The organism is Kitasatospora sp. NPDC032150 (genome assembly GCF_055579945.1).
The window spans coordinates 140,106-160,903 of record NZ_JBVIMH010000004.1 but is presented as its reverse complement, the minus strand read 5'-3'; the positions used below and the strand labels follow the sequence as shown (position 1 = coordinate 160,903).

The 20,798-nt window shown below is 69.5% G+C and carries 15 protein-coding genes and 1 tRNA gene; all 16 read right to left on the bottom strand.

From position 1 onward, the window contains the following. Positions 1–49 precede the first annotated feature (49 nt). The 16 genes from ACZ5ON_RS06945 to ACZ5ON_RS06870 all read right to left on the bottom strand — a co-directional run bounded on the left by ACZ5ON_RS06945 (position 50) and on the right by ACZ5ON_RS06870 (position 20,633). Entirely contained in the window at positions 50–1,258 is a 1,209-nt protein-coding gene (locus tag ACZ5ON_RS06945) for a cytochrome P450 (protein ID WP_465586470.1), read from the bottom strand. Positions 1,259–1,359: 101 nt separating this feature from the next. Beyond that, complete coding sequence (locus ACZ5ON_RS06940) at positions 1,360–2,040, bottom strand: response regulator (protein ID WP_465586466.1); 681 nt, start codon at positions 2,038–2,040, stop codon at positions 1,360–1,362. Positions 2,041–2,090: 50 nt separating this feature from the next. Beyond that, the gene (locus tag ACZ5ON_RS06935) at positions 2,091–3,308 is read right to left on the bottom strand and encodes a sensor histidine kinase (RefSeq protein ID WP_465586464.1); all 1,218 of its coding nucleotides are present in this window, start codon (positions 3,306–3,308) and stop codon (positions 2,091–2,093) included. Positions 3,309–3,405: 97 nt separating this feature from the next. Next, positions 3,406–4,089 carry a DUF4097 family beta strand repeat-containing protein gene (locus ACZ5ON_RS06930; RefSeq protein WP_465586461.1) on the bottom strand — a complete coding sequence of 228 codons (684 nt, stop codon included), beginning with the start codon at positions 4,087–4,089 and terminating at the stop codon, positions 3,406–3,408. 323 nt (positions 4,090–4,412) lie between these two features. Next, positions 4,413–5,858, bottom strand: coding sequence for a WGR domain-containing protein (locus tag ACZ5ON_RS06925; protein WP_465586458.1), 1,446 nt, complete (start codon positions 5,856–5,858; stop codon positions 4,413–4,415). A gap of 145 nt (positions 5,859–6,003) precedes the next feature. Next, positions 6,004–9,909, bottom strand: coding sequence for a DNA-directed RNA polymerase subunit beta' (locus ACZ5ON_RS06920; RefSeq protein WP_465586455.1), 3,906 nt, complete (start codon positions 9,907–9,909; stop codon positions 6,004–6,006). A 114-nt stretch (positions 9,910–10,023) separates the two neighbouring features. After that, on the bottom strand, positions 10,024–13,500 hold the full coding sequence (gene rpoB, locus ACZ5ON_RS06915; protein WP_465586452.1) for a DNA-directed RNA polymerase subunit beta: 3,477 nt from the start codon (positions 13,498–13,500) through the stop codon (positions 10,024–10,026). Positions 13,501–14,238: 738 nt separating this feature from the next. Further along, complete coding sequence (gene rplL / locus ACZ5ON_RS06910; protein ID WP_465586447.1) at positions 14,239–14,619, bottom strand: 50S ribosomal protein L7/L12; 381 nt, start codon at positions 14,617–14,619, stop codon at positions 14,239–14,241. A 112-nt stretch (positions 14,620–14,731) separates the two neighbouring features. After that, on the bottom strand, positions 14,732–15,295 hold the full coding sequence (rplJ, locus tag ACZ5ON_RS06905) for a 50S ribosomal protein L10 (protein WP_344634841.1): 564 nt from the start codon (positions 15,293–15,295) through the stop codon (positions 14,732–14,734). A 357-nt stretch (positions 15,296–15,652) separates the two neighbouring features. Then, a complete protein-coding gene (locus ACZ5ON_RS06900) occupies positions 15,653–16,477 on the bottom strand; it encodes an SCO4651 family lipoprotein (RefSeq protein WP_465586444.1) in 825 nt (274 codons plus the stop codon). Between the two features lie 31 nt (positions 16,478–16,508). Next, a complete protein-coding gene (locus ACZ5ON_RS06895) occupies positions 16,509–17,414 on the bottom strand; it encodes an SCO4651 family lipoprotein (protein ID WP_465586441.1) in 906 nt (301 codons plus the stop codon). A gap of 168 nt (positions 17,415–17,582) precedes the next feature. After that, positions 17,583–18,305, bottom strand: coding sequence for a 50S ribosomal protein L1 (gene rplA / locus ACZ5ON_RS06890; protein WP_465586438.1), 723 nt, complete (start codon positions 18,303–18,305; stop codon positions 17,583–17,585). A 116-nt stretch (positions 18,306–18,421) separates the two neighbouring features. Beyond that, positions 18,422–18,856, bottom strand: coding sequence for a 50S ribosomal protein L11 (rplK, locus tag ACZ5ON_RS06885; protein WP_207809812.1), 435 nt, complete (start codon positions 18,854–18,856; stop codon positions 18,422–18,424). Positions 18,857–19,015: 159 nt separating this feature from the next. Beyond that, positions 19,016–19,861: a transcription termination/antitermination protein NusG gene (gene nusG / locus ACZ5ON_RS06880; RefSeq protein ID WP_465586435.1), complete on the bottom strand. Its 846-nt coding sequence runs from the start codon at positions 19,859–19,861 to the stop codon at positions 19,016–19,018. Between the two features lie 207 nt (positions 19,862–20,068). Beyond that, positions 20,069–20,413: a preprotein translocase subunit SecE gene (gene secE, locus ACZ5ON_RS06875; protein ID WP_465586432.1), complete on the bottom strand. Its 345-nt coding sequence runs from the start codon at positions 20,411–20,413 to the stop codon at positions 20,069–20,071. 147 nt (positions 20,414–20,560) lie between these two features. Then, a tRNA-Trp gene (locus ACZ5ON_RS06870) sits at positions 20,561–20,633 on the bottom strand. Between the last annotated feature and the right edge of the window lie 165 nt (positions 20,634–20,798).

The following is a 20,798-nucleotide window of genomic DNA, read 5'->3' as shown; positions in this document are numbered from 1 at the left end:
TCGCGAGACCCAGCAGTGCTCCCGTCGCCCGGCCCGTGCCCGTCACCCCTCACACCTCGACGATCAGTTCCCGCAGCCCCCGGATGACGTACCCGGGGCGCCACTCGGGCTCGTGGACCAGCCGCAGCCCGGGCGCCCGGCGCAGCAGCGCACCGTAGGACTCGGTGAGCTCCAGTCTGGCGAGCGGGGCGCCGAGACAGAAATGAATTCCCGCGCCGAAGGTGATGTGCGGGTTGTCGGTGCGGCCCAGGTCGAGGCGGTCGGGGTCGGTGAAGCGGGCCGGGTCGCGGTTGGCCGAGCCGAACAGCAGGGCTACCTCGGCACCGCGCGGAACCCTCACCCCGGCGACCTCGATGTCCTCCAGCACCCAGCGTTCGAACATCTGTAGCGGGGTGTCGTAGCGCATCAACTCCTCGACGGCGGTGGGCAGCAGTTCGTCCACCGCGCCGCGCAGCCGGGCGAGTTCACCGGGGTTGCGCAGCAGTGCCAACCAGCCGTTCCCGGTGGTGTTGACGGTGGCCTCGTGCCCGGCGTTCAGCAGCAGGACGCAGGTCGAGACCATCTCCTGCTCGCTCAGCGCATCGGAGCCGTCGGCGACCCGGGCCAGTGCGCTGATCAGGTCCTCACCCGGTGCGGCCCGCCGCTCGGCGATCAGCTTGCGCAGGTACTCGGAGAACTCGACGCTCGCCCGCACCGCCCGCTCGGCCGCCTCGGCCGAGGGGTTGAGCTCGAACATCCCGGTGATGTCGGCCGACCAGGGCCGCAGCAGGTGCCGGTCGCTCCCGGGTACGCCCAGCATCTCGGCGATCACCGCGACCGGCAGCGGTTCGGCGACCTTGGCGATCAGGTCGCCGCCGCCGTCCGCCAGCAGCCCGCAGACCAGTTCGTCCGCGAGGCGGGCCACGGTGGGCCGCAGCGACTCCACCATCCGCGGGGTGAAGGCCTTGGAGACCAGCCGCCGGATCCGGGTGTGGTCCGGCGGCTCCAGGTCGAGCAGTCCGTGGTCGTTGAGGGTGTGGAAGGGTTCCAGCGCGGGGTCGGGCGCCGGGCGGCCGAACTCCTCGTGGCTGTAGCGGTGGGTGTAGGTGCGGCCCAGGCGGCGGTCCCGCAGCAGCGTGCTGACGTCCTGGTACCGGGAGACCAGCCACTGGCCGCTGGGCTCGTAGTAGCTGACCGGAGCCTGCTCGCGCAGCACTGCGTACGCCTCGTAGGGCTGCGCCACGAACTCGGCGGACCAGGGGTCGAACTGAGCAGTCATGATCACTCCTGCTGGTCGGGGGGCCATCGTAGTCAGGCCCGGGCCGGCCGCGGGAGGGCGGCTCCTCGCGCGGCCCGTCCCGTCGGCAGGCCGGACAGTCCCTACGCCTCCCCCGCCACCACCGCCCCCGCCTCGTAGGCGAAGACCACCGCGTGCACCCGGTCGCGGAGCCGGAGCTTGCTCAGCACATTGCTGACGTGCGTCTTCACCGTGTGCTCGCTGACCACCAGTTCGGCCGCGATCTCGGCGTTGGACAGGCCCCGGGCGAGCAGCCGCAGCGTCTCCTGCTCGCGGACGGTCAGCTGGTCGAGCAGCTTGGAGGGCTCGCGCACCGCGGCCGCCGGCCCGGCCGGCCTGCGTGCGGTGAACTCACCGATCAGCCGGCGCGTCACGGAGGGCGCCAGCAGCGCCTCGCCGGAGGCCACCATCCGGACCCCGTGCGCGAGGTCGTCCCGGCGGACGTCCTTGAGCAGGAAGCCGCTGGCCCCCGCGTAGAGGGCGTCGTAGACGTAGTCGTCGATGTCGAAGGTGGTCAGCATGATCACCTTGGTGCCGGGGAACTCGGCGCAGACCCGGCGGGCGGCCTCCAGCCCGTCCATGACGGGCATCCGGACGTCCAGCAGCAGCACGTCGGGACGGTGCTCCCGGACCGCCTCGACGGCCTGGGCGCCGTCCGCGGCCTCGGCGACCACCTCGATGTCCGGCTGGGCGTCCAGGATCATGCCGAACCCCGCCCGCACCAGCTCCTGGTCGTCGGCGACCACCACTCGTATCGCGTCCATGCTCACGACTCCCCTCTCCCGGCCGGGCCGTACGGTACCCCGGCCGGCCCTCACCGTACGGCCCCGCCCAGCGGCAGTTCCGCGCTGACCAGGAACCCCCGGCCCGCCGGCCCCGGGCCGGCCGTCGCACTGCCGCCGCAGGCCGCGGCGCGCTCGCGGATGCCGAGCAGCCCGCGCCCGCCCGACCAGCCGTCCGCCGCCCTGCCCGGGCCGGTCCGCTCTCCGGCGGCCGCGCCGTTCCCGTTGTCGGACACCTCGATCTCCAGCATCCGGGCGACCTGGGCGACCCGGATCACCGCGCGGTCCGCCCCGGAGTGCTTGACCACGTTGGTCAGCGCCTCCTGGACGATCCGGTACGCCGCCGCCTCGACGTCGGCCGGCACCGGACGCTGCGGCGCGACCAGCTCCAGCTCCACCTGGATGCCCGACTGCCGCACCCGCTCGACCACGGCCGGCAGCTCGGCCAGCCTGGGCTGCGGGGCGAGTTCGGGGCCCGCGCCCTCCTCCTTGAGCACCCCGAGCACCCGGCGCAGTTGGACCATCGCGTCGCGCCCGGAGTCGGCGATGGTGTCGAAGGTCCGGATCGCCCGCTCCGGGTCCCGGTGCACCATCAGCGGACCCGCCTCCGCCTGGATGACCATCAGCGAGACCGCGTGCGCCAGGATGTCGTGCATCTCGCGGGCGATCCTGGCGCGCTCCTCGGCCACCGCGCGGGCCGCCTCGCTCGCGGTCTGCAGGCCCAGCTGGTGGGCGCGTTCGGCCTCCGCCCTGGCCAGCGCGCGCCAGTCGCGGACCAACGCGCCGAAGACGAAGCTGCCGACCGACAGGATCAGGCTGAACAGCATGCCGTTCGGCGAGTGGGTGCCGATGATGTTGGCGGCCACGGTGACCACCAGCAGCGGCCAGCGCTGCCAGTCCCGGCCCCGGTCGGCCAGGCTGTACATCGCGAGCACGGCGGAGATCGAGACCTGTGGCGTCGCCGAGTGCGCGACGATGGACAGCACCAGCGCCGGCAGCCCGGTGAGCAGGTAGACACTGCCCGGATGGCTGCGCCGCCAGGGCAGGGCGAGGCAGTTGGAGACCGCCAGCAGATAGACCCACCAGGGCCAGCCCTTGTTGTCGTAGACCACCGCCCAGGCCGAGACCAGGGCCGAGAACACCGTCAGTGCGATGTCCAGCGCGACCGGGTTGATCCGGCCGAAGCGGCCGCCGTGCCAGCGCTGCCCGAGCGCGATGATCCGCGCCTGCGCCCGCGTGATCCGCTCCACGTCCGCTCCTCCCCCGAAGCTCTCCGGAGGATGATCTTGCCGTAACCGCAGGAGGAACGCGCCACCCGGGAGCCGCCCTCGGCCCCCACCGGCGTGTTCACGCATTGCCGATCCGGACATCGCCGGTGTTGGTGGTGGCGACGATGCTGTGGGCGGCGCCCGGCTGCTGGGCGACCTGCTGGTCGACCGTGCCGGTGTCGCTCGTGGCGGTGACGGCGTACGGGTCCCCGCCGGGCACCTTCACGGTCACGTTGCCGGTGCTGGTGGTGGCCTTGAGCGTGTGCGGCTGGGTGGTGAAGACGGTCGAGACGTCGCCGGTGCTGGTGCTCAGGCTGACCCGGTCGCTGCTCATCCGCTTGGCGTCGATGCCGCCCGTACCGGTCCGTGCCTCGACCTCACCGCTCAGCCCGGAGAGGTGGACGTCGCCGGTGCCGTCCTTCACCCGCACCCGGGTGCCGGCCGGGACCTCCACCTCGTACCCGATGCCGCAGTCGCCGTCCGGGCACTTGTAGTTCAGGGTGAGCGTGCCGGCGGAGGTGCCGTGCTCGGCGGCGGGCGGGGTGGAGCGGTAGGTCTGGTGCTCCGTCACCCGGACCCCGGTGCCGCCGCCGACCACCCGGATGTCCCCGGTACCGCCCTCGATCACCAGGGAGTTCACGGCCTGGGGGACCTCGTAGCTCACGGTCTTGGTCCGGTCGTCCTGGAAGCAGCCGGACATCCCGCCCACGATCGCGACGGTGATGGCGGTGTAGGCCAGCACTCGAAAGGACACCCGGTTCATCGCAGTTCTCCCCGTTCAGCTGTTCGGACCGGCCTCCCCGATCCGACAACCAGAAGACTGCCCGAGCACCCCCGCACTCCGGATCGCCCGGCAGAGCGGTCTGTCCGGCTCCCCCGCGAGGGGGAGTGCCTCCCCCTCGCAGGCGGCCAGGACCCATCCCTGTGCGGAATCGCCCGCGAGCTCCCCCGCGCGAGGGAGCACCGCACCTCCCCTGGCGAGCGGGCCCGGACTCACCCCTCCCCGGAATCCCCCGTGAACTCCCCCGCAATGATCCGCCGCACCAGCGCCGGCAGTGCGAGCGAGATCGGCTCCCGGGCGCCACCTCACAGCAGGCGCTTGATCTCGCCCCTGGCCCGGTAGAACCCGCCCGACGCCGACTCCAGCACCTCGGCCACCAGGTACCGTGCCCCCGGCACCCGGACGTCCTTGGGGAACTGCACCCGCCAGGACGGGTCGAAGCCCGCCGAGAGCACCCGGACCCTCGTCCGGCCGCCCTCCTGCACGCACTCGACCTCGACACCCGCGCCTGCCGCCACCGTGCTCACCGTCTCCAGCGCCGCGCCGGCCCGGACCGGCTCCCAGCCCGTCGCCTTGATGTCCGCCGTCTTGGGCAGCTGCCCGTCCTCGGCGGCACGCACGGCGCTCTCACTCGCGTCGATGCAGGCCAGCGAGCCGTCCGTGGTCACGATGTAGAGCCGCCCGGCCCGGTACTGCATGCTGTACGCCGAGCCGCAGCCGGTGCCCAGCTTCCACAGCCGGGTGCCGTCCGCCGCGAAGCAGTACACCGAGGAGTGGTTGTCGCCGGCGAAGACGTACCGCCCGTCGGGCGAGGTGGCGCAGGAGAACACCGCCGCGTCGCAGCGGTACCGGGCGACCTCCGCCCCGTCCGCCTTGGCGAGCCGGTGGACCCAGCCCTTCCCGGTGCCGGCGAAGACCTCGTCCCGTTCCTGCCAGCCGAAGAGCACCGCGCCCTCCGTCCGCACGTGCCAGACCCGCTCGCCGCCGCGGGCCGCGTAGCGCGACACGCCGGCCGTGTGGCCGTGGAAGACGCCGTCCTGGTCGCAGCGCACCATCCAGCCGGAACTCCCGGGGGCGGAGCGCCGCCACTGGAACTCGTCCTCGTGGTCCACGGTGGTGATCCCGCCCTGGGCGTCGGAGACACCGAGCACGCCGTCGTGGATGTCCATCCAGTAGATGTCGACGTCGGCGGCGATCTCGTACGCCACCCGGGGCACCTTCCCGCCCAGGTCGTAGACCCGGCCGTCGTCGCAGCCCGCGTAGATCCAGTAGTCGTCGGCGACGATGCACTTCACCCCGTCCGGCAGGCCGTAGCGGCCGGTCACCTCGCCGTCGTGGGTGAGGGTGAAGACGTCGCCGGCCTGGTTGCCCACCCAGGCGTGCTCCTCGCCGACGAAGATCCCGAACGCGGCGGCACCCGACCTGAACCGCCACAGCACCGGTGCCTGACGAGCCGTCGACCGGCTGCTGACGATCTCCCGCCGGGTCACCGCCCGGCGCTGCCGCACCCCGCGCACCGCCGGCGCGTACCCCTTGCGGACCTTCTCCCCCACCTTCTTGGCAGCGGCCGCCGCGGCCTTCTCCGCCGACGGGTACGTGGTCGTCTTCGCCTGCCCGCCGTCCCCGATCCGGCCGTACGTGACCGTCACCGCGGCCCCGGCCAGCCGCACCTCGTAGAACTTGTGCGCACCGCTCCCTTCCTCGGAGAGCTCCAGGTAGGTGACCTGCTCGTCAACGGCGGCAGTGGACATGGAACGGCCCTTCGGACGGTCGAAAACCTGTTGGCACCAAGCTAGTTGCCACCACTGACAACCGATCAGGCCCGCCACCGGACCGGAAACGCCGCAGGGCGGCCACCCTCACGGGGTGGCCGCCCTGCGGCGTTGCGAACGACCGTCAGCCGGTGTACGGGCCGTAGTCGTAGTCGTCCAGCGGAACCGCCTGGCCGGAGCCGGCGCCGAAGGGCGACATGTCGTAGTCGTCGTAGCCGACGGCCGAGTACATGGCGGCCTTGGCCTCCTCGGTCGGCTCGACCCGGATGTTGCGGTAGCGGGGCAGACCCGTACCGGCCGGGATGAGCTTACCGAGGATGACATTCTCCTTGAGGCCCAGCAGCGGGTCCGACTTGGCGTGGATCGCCGCGTCGGTGAGGACCCGGGTCGTCTCCTGGAAGGAGGCGGCCGACAGCCAGGACTCGGTGGCCAGCGAGGCCTTGGTGATACCCATCAGCTGCGGACGACCGGAGGCGGGGTGGCCGCCTTCGGAGACCACGCGGCGGTTCTCCTGCTCGAAGCGGCCGCGCTCGACGAGCTCGCCCGGAAGCAGCTCGGCGTCGCCCGACTCGATGATCGTCACGCGGCGGAGCATCTGCCGGATGATGATCTCGATGTGCTTGTCGTGGATCGACACACCCTGCGAGTTGTAGACCTTCTGGACCTCGGCGACCAGGTGGACCTGGACGGCACGCTGGCCCATGATGCGCAGGACGTCGTGCGGGTTGGTCGCACCGACGGTCAGCTTCTGGCCGACCTCGACCGCCTCGCCCTCGCTCACCAGGAGCTTGACACGCTTGGAGACCGGGTAGGCGATCTCGTCGGTGCCGTCGTCCGGGGTGATGACGATCTTGCGGGTCTTCTCGGTGTCCTCGATGCGGACCCGGCCCTGCGCCTCCGAGATCGGGGCCACACCCTTGGGGGTACGGGCCTCGAAGAGCTCGACGACACGCGGCAGACCCTGGGTGATGTCGTCACCGGCCACACCACCGGTGTGGAAGGTACGCATGGTCAGCTGGGTACCGGGCTCACCGATGGACTGGGCGGCGATGATGCCGACCGCCTCACCGATGTCGACCAGCTTGCCGGTGGCCAGCGAGCGGCCGTAGCAGTGGGCACAGGTACCCACGGCCGACTCACAGGTCAGGATCGAGCGGACCTTGACCTCGCCGACACCGTGGCGGATCAGCTCGTCGATCAGCACGTCACCGAGGTCGGTGTTGGCGGTCGCGAGCAGCTTGCCGTCCACCGAGATGTCCTCGGCCAGCATGCGGGCGTAGACGCTGGTCTCGACGTCGTCGGCCTTGCGCAGCACGCCGTCCGCGCCGACCGAGCCGATCGACAGCTTCAGGCCGCGCTCGGTACCGCAGTCCTCCTCGCGGATGATGACGTCCTGGGAGACGTCGACCAGACGACGGGTGAGGTAACCGGAGTCGGCGGTACGCAGCGCGGTGTCCGCGAGACCCTTACGGGCACCGTGGGTGGAGATGAAGTACTCCAGCACGGACAGACCCTCACGGAACGACGCCTTAATCGGCCGCGGGATGGTCTCGTTCTTCGCGTTCGACACCAGACCACGCATACCGGCGATCTGGCGCATCTGCATCATGTTTCCTCGAGCGCCCGAGTCCACCATCATGAAGATGGGGTTGGTCTTCGGGAAGTTCGCGGCCATGGCCTCGGCGACCTCGTTGGTCGCCCGGGTCCAGATGCCGATGAGCTCGCTCTTGCGCTCGTCGTTGGTGATCAGACCGCGCTCGTACTGACGCTGGACCTTCTCCGCCTGCGCCTCGTAGCCCTCGAGGATCTGGGGCTTGCTCGGCGGGACGATGACGTCCGAGATCGAGACGGTGACACCGGAACGGGTCGACCAGTAGAAGCCGGCCGCCTTCAGGTTGTCGAGCGTCGCGGCGACGACGACCTTCGGGTAGCGCTCGGCCAGGTCGTTGACGATGGCCGACAGCTGCTTCTTGCCGACCTCGTAGTCGACGAACGGGTAGTCCTCGGGCAGCAGCTCGTTGAAGAGCGCGCGGCCCAGGGTCGTGGAGAGCCGGAAGGACTCGCCCTCGGTCCAGCTCGCCGGCTGACCCTCGGTCCAGTCGGGGTCGACCGGAGCCGTCCAGCCGCGCGGCGGCACGGTGCCGACCGGCAGACGCAGGTCGATCGTGGCCTGGACGTCCAGCTCGCGGGCGTCGAAGGCCATGATCGCCTCGGCGGTGGACGAGAAGGAGCGGCCGGCGCCCTTCACGTTCTCGCGGTCCGAGGTGAGGAAGAACAGGCCCAGCACCATGTCCTGGGTCGGCATGGTGACGGGACGACCGTCGGCCGGCTTCAGGATGTTGTTCGAGGACAGCATCAGGATGCGGGCCTCGGCCTGCGCCTCCGCGGAGAGCGGCAGGTGGACGGCCATCTGGTCACCGTCGAAGTCCGCGTTGAACGCGGTGCAGACGAGCGGGTGGATCTGGATGGCCTTGCCCTCGACCAGCTGCGGCTCGAAGGCCTGGATGCCGAGGCGGTGCAGGGTGGGCGCACGGTTCAGCAGGACCGGGTGCTCGGCGATGACCTCTTCGAGGACGTCCCACACGACCGGACGGGCACGCTCGACCATGCGCTTGGCCGACTTGATGTTCTGCGCGTGGTTCAGGTCGACCAGGCGCTTCATCACGAACGGCTTGAAGAGCTCCAGCGCCATGGCCTTGGGCAGACCGCACTGGTGCAGCTTGAGCTGCGGGCCGACGACGATGACCGAACGGGCCGAGTAGTCGACTCGCTTGCCGAGCAGGTTCTGGCGGAAGCGACCCTGCTTGCCCTTCAGCATGTCGGACAGCGACTTCAGCGGACGGTTGCCGGGACCCGTGACCGGGCGGCCGCGGCGGCCGTTGTCGAAGAGCGCGTCGACGGCCTCCTGGAGCATGCGCTTCTCGTTGTTCACGATGATCTCGGGCGCGCCGAGGTCGAGAAGCCGCTTCAGGCGGTTGTTGCGGTTGATCACACGGCGGTACAGGTCGTTCAGGTCGGAGGTCGCGAAGCGGCCACCGTCCAGCTGCACCATCGGACGCAGGTCCGGCGGGATCACCGGGACGCAGTCCAGCACCATGCCGTTGGGCTTGTTGCTGGTCTGCAGGAAGGCGGAGACGACCTTGAGGCGCTTGAGCGCACGGGTCTTCTTCTGGCCCTTGCCGGTACGGATGATCTCGCGGAGGCGCTCGGCCTCCTCCGACAGGTCGAAGGTCTCCAGGCGGTCCTTGAGGGCCGCCGCACCCATCGAGCCGGAGAAGTAGGTGCCGAAGCGGTCGCGCAGCTCGCGGTAGAGCAGCTCGTCGCCCTCGAGGTCCTGGACCTTGAGGTTCTTGAAGCGGGCCCAGACCTCGTCGAGGCGGTCGATCTCGCGCTGCGCACGGTCGCGCAGCTGCTTCATCTCGCGCTCGGCGCCCTCGCGCACCTTGCGGCGGACGTCGGCCTTGGCGCCCTCGGCCTCCAGCTCGGCCAGGTCGGTCTCGGCCTTCTTGGCGCGGGCCTCCAGGTCGGCGTCGCGGCGGTTCTCGATCTGCTGGCGCTCGACGGAGACGTGCGCCTCCAGCGACGGCAGGTCGCGCTGACGGCGCTCGTCGTCGACCCAGGTGATCATGTAGGCAGCGAAGTAGATGACCTTCTCGAGGTCCTTCGGCGCCAGGTCCAGCAGGTAGCCCAGACGGGACGGGACACCCTTGAAGTACCAGATGTGGGTGACCGGGGCGGCCAGCTCGATGTGGCCCATCCGCTCACGGCGCACCTTGGCGCGGGTGACCTCGACGCCACAGCGCTCGCAGATGATGCCCTTGAAGCGGACGCGCTTGTACTTACCGCAGTAGCACTCCCAGTCCCGGGTGGGGCCGAAGATCTTCTCGCAGAAGAGGCCGTCCTTTTCGGGCTTCAGGGTGCGGTAGTTGATGGTCTCCGGCTTCTTGACCTCGCCGTGCGACCACTGGCGGATGTCGTCGGCCGTGGCCAGGCCAATGCGGAGCTCGTCGAAGAAGTTGACGTCAAGCACTGGTCGTCAAGCCCTCTTTCGTAAGTCGAGGTTGATCTGTGGTCTGAGGGGGCCTGGGGGCGGGCCGGCCCGGGCAGCTTCTAGATGTTGCTGGCCGGGCCGGCCCAACCTCCGTCAGACCTCTTCGACGCTGCTCGGCTCGCGCCGGGACAGGTCGATGCCGAGCTCCTCGGCAGCGCGGAACACGTCTTCGTCGGAGTCCCGCATCTCGATGGACTGGCCGTCCGAGGACAGCACCTCCACGTTGAGGCAGAGCGACTGCATTTCCTTGATGAGGACCTTGAAGGACTCGGGAATGCCGGGCTCGGGGATGTTCTCGCCCTTGACGATGGCCTCGTAGACCTTCACTCGGCCGAGGACGTCGTCGGACTTGATGGTGAGCAGCTCCTGCAGCGCGTACGCGGCACCGTACGCCTCCAGGGCCCACACCTCCATCTCACCGAAGCGCTGACCACCGAACTGCGCCTTACCACCCAGCGGCTGCTGGGTGATCATCGAGTACGGACCGGTCGAACGGGCGTGCAGCTTGTCGTCGACCAGGTGGTGCAGCTTGAGGATGTACATGTAGCCGACCGAGATCGGCATCGGGAACGGCTCGCCGGAGCGGCCGTCGAACAGCTGGGCCTTGCCGGTGGAGTTCACCAGGCGCTCACCGTCACGGGTGAGGGTGGTGTTGTCCAGCAGACCGGTGATCTCGTCCTCGCGGGCACCGTCGAAGACCGGGGTGGCGAGGTTGGTGCCACCGTCGACCTGGTCGGCGCCGATCGCCTGCAGGCGCTTGGCCCACTCGTCGGCGAGGCCGGAGACGTCCCAGCCCTGCTTGGCGAGCCACCCGAGGTGGATCTCCAGGACCTGTCCCGGGTTCATTCGGGACGGGACACCCAGCGGGTTGAGGATGATGTCGACCGGGGTGCCGTCGGCGAGGAACGGCATGTCCTCGACCGGGAGGATCTTGGAGATGACACCCTTGTTGCCGTGGCGGCCGGCGAGCTTGTCACCGTTGGTGATCTTGCGCTTCTGGGCCACGTAGACGCGGACCAGCTGGTTCACGCCCGGGGGCAGCTCGTCGCCCTCTTCGCGGTCGAACACCCGGACGCCGATGACCTTGCCGGACTCACCGTGCGGCACCTTCAGCGAGGTGTCGCGGACCTCACGGGCCTTCTCACCGAAGATCGCGCGGAGCAGGCGCTCCTCCGGGGTCAGCTCGGTCTCACCCTTCGGGGTGACCTTGCCGACCAGGATGTCGCCGGTGACGACATCGGCGCCGATCCGGATGATGCCGCGCTCGTCGAGGTCGGCGAGGACCTCCTCGGAGACGTTCGGGATGTCCCGGGTGATCTCCTCGGGGCCCAGCTTGGTGTCACGGGCGTCGACCTCGTGCTCCTCGATGTGGATCGAGGAGAGGACGTCGTCCTGCACGAGGCGCTGCGACAGGATGATCGCGTCCTCGTAGTTGTGGCCCTCCCACGACATGAACGCCACGAGCAGGTTCTTGCCGAGCGCCATCTCACCCTCGTCGGTGCAGGGGCCGTCGGCCAGCACCTGGCCGGCCTCGACCCGGGCACCCTCGTCCACGAGCACCTTCTGGTTGAAGGAGGTGCCCTGGTTGGAGCGGGTGAACTTGGCGGCGCGGTACGTGGTGTAGGTGCCGTCGTCGTTGGCCACCGTGACGTAGTCGGCGGAGACCTCCTGGACCACACCGGCCTTCTCGGCGGTGATCACGTCGGCGGCGTCGACCGCGCAGCGGTACTCCATGCCGGTACCGACCAGCGGAGCCTCGCTCTTCAGCAGCGGCACCGCCTGGCGCATCATGTTCGAGCCCATGAGCGCGCGGTTGGCGTCGTCGTGCTCGAGGAACGGGATCATGGCGGTCGCGACCGACACCATCTGGCGCGGCGAGACGTCCATGTAGTCGATCTCGGAGCCCGGGATGTAGTCGATCTCACCGCCACGGCGGCGGACCAGGACACGCGGCTCGGCGAAGTGCAGGTCGGCCGTCAGCGGGGCGTTGGCCTGCGCGATGACGAACCGGTCCTCCTCGTCGGCCGTCAGGTAGTCGACCTGCTCGGTGACGACACCGTCGACGACCTTGCGGTACGGGGTCTCGATGAAGCCGAAGGCGTTCACCCGGCCGTACGACGCCAGCGAGCCGATCAGACCGATGTTCGGGCCTTCAGGGGTCTCGATGGGGCACATGCGGCCGTAGTGCGAGGGGTGCACGTCACGGACCTCGAAGCCGGCGCGCTCACGGGAGAGACCACCGGGACCGAGGGCGGACAGACGGCGCTTGTGGGTCAGGCCCGACAGCGGGTTCGTCTGGTCCATGAACTGCGACAGCTGGCTGGTGCCGAAGAACTCCTTGATGGAGGCGACGACCGGCCGGATGTTGATCAGCGTCTGCGGCGTGATCGCCTCGACGTCCTGGGTGGTCATGCGCTCGCGCACGACGCGCTCCATACGGGCGAGACCCGTACGGACCTGGTTCTGGATCAGCTCGCCGACGTTGCGCAGGCGACGGTTGCCGAAGTGGTCGATGTCGTCGACCTCGACCACGATGTCGCGGCCCTCGTCGTCACGCCAGTCGACCTCGCCGGCGTGCAGCTTGACCAGGTACTTGATGGTGTTGATGATGTCCGGCTCGGTGAGCACGCCCGAGTTCAGCGACTCGGCGTTGCCCAGCTTCCGGTTGACCTTGTAGCGGCCGACCTTGGCGAGGTCGTAGCGCTTCGGGTTGAAGTACAGGTTCTCCAGCAGCGTCTGCGCGGCCTCACGCGTGGGCGGCTCGCCCGGGCGCAGCTTGCGGTAGATGTCGAGGAGTGCGTCGTCCTGGCCCTGGGTGTGGTCCTTCTCCAGGGTGGCGCGCATCGACTCGTACTCGCCGAACTCCTCGAGGATCATCTCGTTGGTCCAGCCGAGCGCCTTGAGCAGGACGGTGACCGACTGCTTGCGCTTGCGGTCGATGCGGACACCGACCATGTCGCGCTTGTCGATCTCCATCTCCAGCCAGGCACCGCGGGAGGGGATGATCTTGGCGGAGTAGATGTCCTTGTCGGACACCTTGTCCAGCGTCGAGTCGAAGTACACGCCGGGGGAACGGACCAGCTGCGACACGACGACGCGCTCGGTGCCGTTGATCACGAACGTGCCCTTGTGGGTCATGAGCGGGAAGTCGCCCATGAAGACCGTCTGAGACTTGATCTCACCGGTCTCGTTGTTGGTGAACTCGGCGGTGACGAAGAGCGGAGCCGCGTAGGTGAAGTCGCGGTCCTTGCACTCGTCAATGGAGTTCTTCGGCGGCTCGAAACGGTGGTCGCGGAAGGTCAGCGACATCGACCCACTGAAGTCCTCGATCGGGGAGATCTCCTCGAAGATCTCCTCCAGACCGGACTTGGTGGGGACGTCCTGACCACTCTCCAGGGCCGCCTCGACCCGGGCCTTCCAGGCCGCGTTGCCGAGCAGCCAGTCAAAGCTCTCGGTCTGCAGGGCCAGGAGGTTCGGGACCTCAAGGGGCTCCTTGATCTTCGCGAACGAGACGCGGAGCGGGGCGGTGGATGCGGCGGAATTGTTCGAGGCGTTGCGCGAGGCGGCCAAGAGGGGGGTCCTTCCGAGGGCTCGGAGCTCACTACGCGCGTACCAGCCGGGCCTGGAAAGGCTTGGAGCCACCTCCGACGCCGAGGGTCCCAGCCGGGAATAAATCCCAGGTCAGAGCCGCTTTGCGGAGGCGGTGCCAGACCCCTTCAGGGGAACGCAGACTCCGGGCGACGAGTCACGGAGCAGCTAACAGGCAGCGCAAAGGGACAGTGTAGCCAAAAGGCACACTGCTGACAAGCCCTGATTCGGAGACCGAATCGGACGCTCCCTCCGGTAGCCGTCCGTCGGCCCGACCCCCCGCCGGGGAGCCGTGCCGCAGGGCGGCGCCTGCCTCGCACAACCTTGGCCCGGACTACGCCGGGCCACCGCACCTCACATGCAGTCACTTCCCGTCGGGGCCACTGAATATGCATTCAGGGCCACTCCGACTTGGAGCGTGCTCTCCATGCTGGGCGCGCGCCTTGAGAATCGCGCGCCCGGTGCCGTTCGTCAAGGCCCGCGCCGGAGCGTGGACCTCGCACCACCCATCGTCCGACACCGCCGGGACGTTACAGAACCCGTGGTGGCAGCCGTCTGCGATGACAGCGATCACCATACCGGTCCGCACCGACAGTAGCCGAGTGCGTGCCGTCCCGGGGTCTCCGACGCCCGCCTGGAGGCCGGAACGAAACAGACCGGGCCGATCACCCACAAGGGTGATCGGCCCGGCCCGTGAGCCCCCTCAGAGGGGGCGCGGGGTCACTTGACGACGACCTTGGCGCCGGCGCCCTCGAGGGCAGCCTTGGCCTTCTCGGCAACGTCCTTGGCAACCTTCTCCAGGACGACCGCGTTGGCGGTGTCAACGAGGTCCTTGGCCTCCTTCAGGCCGAGGGAGGTCAGGGTGCGCACCTCCTTGATGACCTGGATCTTCTTGTCGCCAGCGCCCTCGAGGATGACGTCGAACTCGTCCTTCTCCTCGACGGCCTCGACCGGGGCGCCCGGAACCGCGGCGGCCATGGCGACCGGAGCGGCGGCGGTGACGTCGAACTTGTCCTCGAAGGCCTTCACGAACTCGGAGAGCTCGATGAGGGTCATCTCCTCGAACTGCGCGAGCAGCTCGTCCTGGGTCAGCTTCGCCATGATGGCGTCCTTCCACTAAATCGGCAGGTGGTGCCGGATGTACGGGATTGGCGGGCGCGGGCCCGCTGCGAGGGCGTAGACCGCCCCACGCCCCAGCGGGGCGTGGTGCGCCTTACTCGGCGGCGGCGTCCTCGGCGGCGGGAGCCGGCGTACCGGCACCGCCCTGCTCGACCTTGTCGCGCAGCGCGTCCACGGTGCGGACGAGCTTCGACGGCAGGGCCTGGAAGACCGCGGCAGCCTGGGACGGCTTGGCCTTCAAGGCACCCGCCAGCTTGGCGAGCAGCACCTCGCGGGACTCGAGGTCCGCGAGCTTCTTGATCTCATCGGCGGACAGCGCCTTGCCATCAAGGACACCGCCCTTGATGATCAGAGCGGGGTTCTCCTTGGCGAAGTCACGCAGAGCCTTCGCCGACTCCACCGGGTCACCGGTGATGAAGGCGACAGCCGTCGGACCAGCGAACTGGTCGTCGAGCTCGGTGATCCCGGCCTCGTTGGCAGCGATCTTGGTCAGCGTGTTCTTCACCACGGCGTACTGGGCGTTCTCACCCAGCGAGCGACGCAGAGTCTTCATCTGCTTCACCGTGAGACCGCGGTACTCGGTCAGCACGGCCGCGTTGGACGCACGGAACTTGTCCGTGATCACCGCGACATCAGCCGCCTTGTCAGGCCTTGCCATGGGCTTACGCCTCCTTCCGTGATGTCGAAGTCGGGCCGACCGTGAAGTCGACCATTCAACGCCGCGGACCGGCCGGCCAGGAAGGAAGCCCTGCAGAAACAGTGAGAGCCCCAGTGCGCAGTCGCACGGGGCTCAGTACAGACCTCGACGACCGCACGGCAAAGCATGCGGACGGAAGTCCAAGCTCCAGACACTCCTGCGCGGGCCGTCCGCGAAAACGCGGATCCTTCGGTTGCGCCGCCTCCTCGCGGAAACAGTGCAACAACCAGCGGTCTTTGGCAGGGACTACCGTACTCGACCGCCCGAAAACCACCAAATCGATGGTGGTGCCGCCGCGCCCCGGGCGCTGCCGTCCGACTACGGCGCCAGCGGCGGCAGGCTCTTCGTCCCGGCGTCCGCGGTGTCGCCGTCCGCCGGGGCCTGCACCGAGAGAGCGCCGCCGAACTCGGCGTACCGGACGGTGTCGTCGACCGGGCCGGCGGGACCGGTCCCGGTGCGGTGCACCTCGGCCAGCTGGTCCTTGTCGTTCAGCAGCAGGTCGAGCACCACCGGGCCGGGCCCGAGCGCCGCCCCGAGCGCCGCCCGCCGGTCGGCGCTCAGCTGGGTCTGGGCCGCGGTGTACGCGTCCGCGCTCAGGCTCACCCGGTAGTGCTGGAACGTTCCGTCGGCGGTCTGCTGCTCGCCCACCAGGACCGGGTCCGGGGCCGCCACCGCCGCGGTGAGCGCCACCATCGGGTTGAGCCGGTCCACCATGGCGGAGTACGGGACCTCGCGCCGGCCGGCCGGACCTGGGGCGGTGGCGAACTTCTCCCAGTGCCGGCCGCCCAGTCGGGCCGCGGTGGCCTGGTCGCCGCCCAGATAGGCGGTGGTGTCCAGCACTATCACCCGGTCCGGGACACCGGGGCGGTCGAGCACCAGGACGGTCTTCGGCGCCCAGAACAGCATCCCGGTCGCGCTCTGCGTCCCCAGCCGGTAGCTGAACTTCGCCCGGCGGGCGGTGTCCATCTGCAGTTTCGCGGAGAGCAGCACCCCGTGCGGCGAGCGGTCGGTGGGCGTGGCCGGGGCGGACGGGCTTCCGGCCGTGGCCGGCGGCGAGGACTTCCCGTTCCCGCTGCCGCTGCCGCACCCGGCCAGCAGGCAGGCGGCCAGCACCGCGATCGCCGCCCGCCGCGCCACGCTCATCCCCGTACTCCTCCGCTCCCCGGCGTTCCGGTCAGTTCTTCAGCATGTCCGCGAAGTCCATGACCTCGCTGTCGGCGGGCGCCTTGGCCTGCGGGGCGCTGCCGATCTCGGTGTACTTGAAGGTCTGCGGGCCGTCGAGGCCGATGCCCGTGTTGGTGGTGGTCTGCTGGAGCAGCTCGCCCTTGCCGTTGATCCAGAAATCGACCGTGGAGTTGTCGCCGTCCTTCTTCAACTGGTCGGTCACCACCTGCCGCTGGCCGTCCGGGATCGGCAGCAGCTTGGCCAGCTGCTCGATCGGGACCTCGCTGCGGTAGTGGACGGTGTCCACCCCGTCCACCTTCTCCTCGCCGACCCGGCTCAGCTTGCCCGCGCCGGCGTTGGCGGACAGCTGGGCGGCGGGTTGGAGGGCCACCAGCACGGCCGCGATCGAACCGTAGTCCTCGGCGCCGCCGGCCTTGCCGCCGCCCGCTGACCCGGGGGTCAGCTTCAGCCACTTCTTGCCGTCCATCAGCGCGGCCGTCTCGGCGTCCAGGCTGGTGTAGAGCCCGCTGCCGACCGCGAGCATCCGCCTCTCCTGGCCCTTGTCCTTCAGCGACAGCTCCAGGGCGGGGGCGTCCCGGTCCCACGAGTACGAGCCGGAGCCGCCGTCCCCGGTGGCCCGGGTCAGCCTGGCGCCGTGGGCCTTCTCCATGACTGCGGCCGAGGCCAGCAGGGCCGCCTTCGGATCCGCCTTCGCGTCGGGCTTCGGCGCCCCCGCCGCGCTGCCGCCGCCCGGGGCGGCCCCGCCTCCGCCCGGGGCGGCGGTGGAGGGCGTGGCTCCGGCGGACGCGGCGGCGTCCTTGGTGGTGTCGCCGCTGCCGCCGCTGCCGCAGGCGGTCAGCCCGCCGAGCAGGAGCGCGGTCGCGGCAACGGCTGAGGCAAGGCGCGGGGTGCGCACAGGAGTCCCCCCTCATATGTCGTGCTCATCGGATTTTCTCGGACTCTAATCGATCGCCCCGAGGGCGGGACAAGGGGTACGACGACGGGCCCGCACCCCCGAGGGGGTACGGGCCCGTCGTACGGACTTCAGTCGCGCCCAGGACGCGGTCGCAGTGCGAGCTCAGGCTCAGACGGCGGCCGGGTCCTCCTCGACCATGAGGTTGCGGGTGCGGTTCGGGTCCACCTGGACACCGGGGCCCATGGTGGTCGAGAACGCGATCTTCTTGATGTAGCGGCCCTTGGCGGCGGCCGGCTTGGCCCGGAGGACCTCGTCCAGCGCGGCGGCGTAGTTCTCGACCAGCTGCTCGTCGGTGAAGGAGGCCTTACCGATGATCAGGTGCAGGTTCGAGTGCTTGTCGACGCGGAACTCGATCTTGCCGCCCTTGATCTCGTTCACGGCCTTGGCCACGTCCGGGGTCACGGTGCCGGTCTTCGGGTTCGGCATCAGGCCGCGGGGGCCGAGCACGCGGCCCAGGCGGCCGACCTTGCCCATCAGGTCCGGGGTGGCGACGACGGCGTCGAAGTCCAGGCGGCCCTTGGCAACCTCGTCGATCAGCTCGTCGGAACCGACGATGTCGGCACCCGCAGCACGCGCGGCCTCGGCACGCTCGCCGGTCGCGAAGACCAGGACCCGAGCGGTCTTACCGGTGCCGTGCGGAAGGATCACGGTGCTGCGGACCATCTGGTCGGCCTTGCGCGGGTCGACACCCAGACGCATGGCGACCTCGACGGTCGCGTCGAACTTGGTGGTGGAGGTCTCCCGGGCGAGGCGGACGGCCTCGAGCGGGGCGTAGATGCGGCTGCGGTCGACCTTGGCGTCCGCGGCCTTGAGAGCCTTGCTGCGCTTCACTGCTTCTCCTGAAGGTTGGTGCCCCTCGCCCCCAGCCTTCGGCCGGCGAGGAGGGTGGAGGAGTCGTGGTGTCAACGGGCCGCGCTGGCCCTACCACGGGGGAACGACTGGGACTTTCAGCCCTCGACGGTGATGCCCATCGACCGGGCGGTGCCGGCGATGATCTTCTCCGCCGCGTCCAGGTCGTTGGCGTTCAGGTCGGGCATCTTGGTGGTGGCGATCTCGCGGACCTGGGCGCTGGTGAGCTTGGCGACCTTGGTCTTGTGCGGCTCGCTGGAGCCCTTGTCGATGCCCGCGGCCTTCAGGATGAGGCGGGCGGCCGGCGGCGTCTTCGTGATGAAGGTGAAGGAGCGGTCCTCGTAGACCGTGATCTCCACCGGCACGATCATGCCGCGCTGCGACTCGGTCGCGGCGTTGTAGGCCTTGCAGAACTCCATGATGTTGACGCCGTGCTGACCCAGCGCCGGGCCGACCGGCGGGGCCGGGTTGGCCGCACCAGCGTTGATCTGGAGCTTGATAAGCCCCGTGACCTTCTTCTTCTTGGGAGGCATGTCTCTCCGGGTCCTTCCGAGAGGTGGTTGCTGGTGTGTACGGACCGGGGCGACACCCGGCCGGGAGTACACACATCGGACCAGGCTAACGCGGATGCGCCGCCTGGCCAAAACGGGTCCGGGGCGGAGCCGAAGCCCCGCCCCGAACCCGAAGACCTGTTAGTTCTTCTGGATCTGGTCGAAGGACAGCTCGACCGGGGTCTCCCGGCCGAAGATCTCGACCAGGCCCTTGACCTTCTTCGAGTCGGGGTTGATCTCGTTGATGGTCGCCTGCAGGGTCGCGAACGGGCCGTCGGTGACGGTGACCGAGTCGCCGACCTCGAAGTCCAGCACCTGGACCTCGACCGGGCGGACCGGCGAGGCCTTGCCGGCCTCCTTGGCCGCCTTGCGCTCCACGTCGGGGGCGAGCATCTTGACGACCTCGTCCAGGGTCAGCGGGTACGGGTCGTACGCGTTGCCGACGAAGCCGGTGACACCCGGGGTGTTGCGGACGACGCCCCAGGACTCGGGGGTCAGGTCCATGCGCACCAGGACGTAGCCGGGGAGCTTGTTCTGGCGGATGGTCTTGCGGTCGCCGTTCTTGATCTGGACGACCTCCTCCTGCGGCACCTCGGCCTGGAAGATGTACTCCTCGACGTTGAGCGAGACCGCGCGCTGCTCCAGGTTCTGCTTGACCCGGTTCTCGTAGCCCGCGTAGGTGTGGATGACGTACCACTCGCCCGGCATGAACCGCAGCTCCTCGCGGAACTTGGCGACCGGGTCGACCTCGGCGGTCTCGACCTCGGCAACGGCCTCGGCGAACGCCTCCTCCGCCGCAGCCTCGTCCGCGGACACCTCGTGCATCGCGGCGCTCTCGGCCGGCACGCCCGCCTCGGACTCGTCCGCAGCCTCGACCTCGTCCGCATCGGCGTCCGCCGCGTCGAGGATCTGCTCGGCAGCCTCGTCAGCCTCGGCGGCGGCGGCCGCGTCCAGCTCGGCGGCGTCGTACAGGGGGGACTCAGACACGGTGGCTGCTTCTTTCCTGGGATGTGGAGATGGAACGGCTCCGGAGCCACCCGGCGCCCTCGCGGGCCCGTGTGGATGAAGTCTCGGATACCTCAACAGTACCGAGTCAACGGTAGCGGGCTCCTCCGGTCCGCGCCGACAGCTCGACCCGGGCACCCAGCGCGATGGCGGGTGACCCGGGTCGTAGGTGGTTCGGGGAGGTGCGGATCAGCCGAAGATCCAGAAGGAGAGCTTTCCGAAGCCGGTGTCGAGGCCGTACACCAGGCCCATGATCACGACCACGAAGGTCACCACGACGCTGGTGTACTGGATCAGGTCGTTCCGGCTGGGCCAGACGACCTTGCGCAGCTCGGCGATGATCTGCCGGTAGAACAGCCCCATCCGGGCGAAGAGGCCCTTCTTGGCCCGCTTGCCGGACTTCTGCTCGCCGCCGGCCGCCTTGTTGGCCCGCTTGCGCTCACGCCGCGAGAGCGCCTTGTCGTCGGCGGCCGCGGTCTCGTTCGCGGGGTTGCCGCTCTCAGGCGTTGCGGTGGAGCCCGTGGTCTCGGTCACTCGTCCTCACCTGAATTCGGGTCCTGCCGAACATCGCTTGCGTGCCTGCAACACGGGCGATCCGGCGAAAGCAGTGCTGTTCGGGGCCCTCTCCGCATCAAGCCCGCTCGCTCTGCGGAGCGAACGGGCTTAAGTCGGATCAAGCAGCAGGGCAAGAGGGACTCGAACCCCCAACCGCCGGTTTTGGAGACCGGTGCTCTACCAATTGAGCTATTGCCCTACGGTGCCTTGCGGCTCCGGAGATGCCCCCCAACCTACCGCATCCGGACCGCTGCGTGCTGTACGCCTCGGCGGATCCGCAGTGCGGGAGCCATCGAGCGATGAGTGTACGGGATTCCTCGGCGATTGGTCGAACCCCTTCCCCGCCGCCCCCTCCGAAGCCCCG